This is a genomic window from Rhodoferax sp. (assembly GCF_014859475.1).
GTDB lineage: Bacteria > Pseudomonadota > Gammaproteobacteria > Burkholderiales > Burkholderiaceae_C > Rhodoferax.
Map to the genome: position 1 here is coordinate 1 of NZ_JACUUE010000294.1, position 2,307 is coordinate 2,307.

2 protein-coding genes are annotated in these 2,307 nt (G+C 58.3%); one reads left to right on the top strand and one right to left on the bottom strand.

Annotated elements, in window-relative coordinates; genetic code table 11:
* A partial coding sequence (locus IBX54_RS14550; RefSeq protein WP_296543371.1) for a hypothetical protein occupies positions 1-183 on the top strand: 183 nt, incomplete at its 5' end.
* Positions 184-285: 102 nt separating this feature from the next.
* On the opposite strand, the gene IBX54_RS14555 is transcribed toward IBX54_RS14550, so the two are convergent.
* The coding region (locus IBX54_RS14555; RefSeq protein WP_296543372.1) for an IS4 family transposase at positions 286-2,307 on the bottom strand (2,022 nt) is incomplete at its 5' end.

Below are 2,307 nucleotides of genomic sequence, written 5' to 3' on the forward strand. Positions count from 1 at the left end.
ATGGAGGCGGATGCTTTCGTCATGGCGGGCTTCGCGATTTGGATGGAAAAGACGCGACTTGATGTAAGCGTTTTGGTGAAACGGACTACCAGGCTAGGCCTGCCCTTTACCCACAATTATTTTCATCCTGACTTCTCTGCGCCAAGCGCGAAGCCGGCGCACATCATTTGCAGGCAAGCGTAGCCCTGCCACATCAACTGATGTCCGGGCGCAGGATCTTTAGCCCGACCAATGTAGCCCCCGAGTTGTGCGACCAAGCGCACGGCCTGCCCGAGCAGGATGGGTTCAGCTAAACTTTTTTTTAGCCAAAGCCTTGAGCACCTGCATCTCGACATCAGAGAACAAGACCTCTGCAGCCAATTGCGGACACTCGCGCCCCAGTAAGGTCAACAGCATGATGCGCCAGGCGATCACCAAATTGATGGCAATCGTGCGCTGCAACCGCACTGCCGTCTTGTGCTGTAACTTCTCGATATTGCAGCCACTCTTGAGCACCCGATGCCAATCCTCAATGCGCCAGCGCAGACAGTACCAATGCAAAATCTCCTGCGCCTGCTCAGGGCCGGACACCTCGCATGTCGTCAGTAAAAACCATTCCACTGGCTCATCATCTTTGGGCTGGCTGGTCTCCTGAATATGCACCACCGTGAGCTTGATTGGCGCTTTATCCTTCTGATGCGCTGCGGGGCGCAACTCAACCTCAAGATAACGCAAGGCTACCGTGGCACTGCGCTGCACATGCCCGGGCTTGGCCTGCTGTTTGCTCTTCTTGGTGCGCGTGCTTTGCCGAGGCACCTTGATCACCATCTCGCCACAGGCTGGGGTGTTGCGCACCGAATCAAACAGATGCCCGTCCTTTGCACCAATGCGACGGTCATGCTTGGCGCGCACCAACAAATCAACCTTGTTCGCTTTACGCTGCTCATCAAAAAGCTCAAAGAAATCAGCCTCCCGGTCCAGCACACTGACCAAATGGGTGTCGGGCAGTTGTCGGCTCACGGCCTCACAGTCGCGCAAGCCCTTGATCCAGGTGAAGGTCTTCTTCTCCTCAATCGGGATGCTTGTCTGTGCTCGGGTGTCAGCGTCTGATTTGAGCTGGGGCGCTGAGAATTGTGCATTCAACACCCCCAGCGGCAAACCCTCGGTACTGACACAGAAGGTTGAGTGCAGGTGCAGGCCACGGGTTTTTGCACCGGTCTGGTTTTTGCTCAGCACGCCCAGACCTCTGCATTGGTCGAGCTGGTTGTAGTTCAAGTCGGTGCCGTCCTGGATGCACAGCACCGTGCGCTGCGCCATCATGCGTTGCACGGTTCGCGCGCGGTGCGGTGCCAGAATGGCCGCAGCATTCAGCGCGCAATCGTCGGGTTTGTCGATCATGCGGTAGTAGCCTTTGACCGCTGGCCAGTCGCCCTGGCGTGTCGCGCTCAAGGTACGCCCGGGCATGGCACCCAGGGCCTGTGCGCTTGTGACAATGCGATCGTTTAGGCGACTGTCGCCGAGCTTGGCGCCACCAAACTCTTGTGCCGCCCATTGATCGGCATCGAGCCCTTGGCCGATTTCAAGCGGTTGCAACCCCACTGGCTCGGCCACTCCCATCTTGGTGCGCCAGTCAGGCTCGATCGCATAGACGTAGATGGTTTTGATCGACTTGGCTGCTTTATTGTCACGGTCCTGACGCCCTCGGCCTTGGGTTTGTCCTATGGCGATCCAATTGGCCGCCTTGTAGCAAGTGCCCAGGAACTGCTCGTTATCAACAAAGCTCTCAACCAGCCAGGGCCGATAGTTGTACTGGGCCTCAAAGTCTGCACCCACCTGGCGCAGCACCAACCCCAGCAGGGTGGAGGCCAGGTTGTGGCAATGTACGCTGGTGCGCAGTAAAAAGCGGCTCATGCCCAGCACGCGCTGCAGGTGCTGGCTGTGTTGCTCAGCGCTCCAGCCGATCCATTGGTCTCTGTCACGCAGCTTCAAGGCCGCAGCACTGAAAGCAAAGCCGCCGAGCCAGCCGTGCTCTGAGTTGATCAGGTAGCGCAGTTGGCAGCCCACCAGGGGACCCGCACCTTGGGGGTGTTCAGCGATCATCATCTCGTTCCAGATGCGCATCTGCTCAACACTGGCGACTTTGACCAGTGCAAGCCCTTGAATTTGGCCTGCAAGCGCTGGCACATCGACGGGCTCGGGCACGGCAACGTTCAGGCGACGTGGGCTTTTGGCGGTTTTGGGCATGCTTGAGACGGGCAAGGTGAAGTGCCCGGCCTGCTCCAACTCCCGCAGCGCTTTGTTGCAGCCGCCGATTTGTGGCTTTGAGCA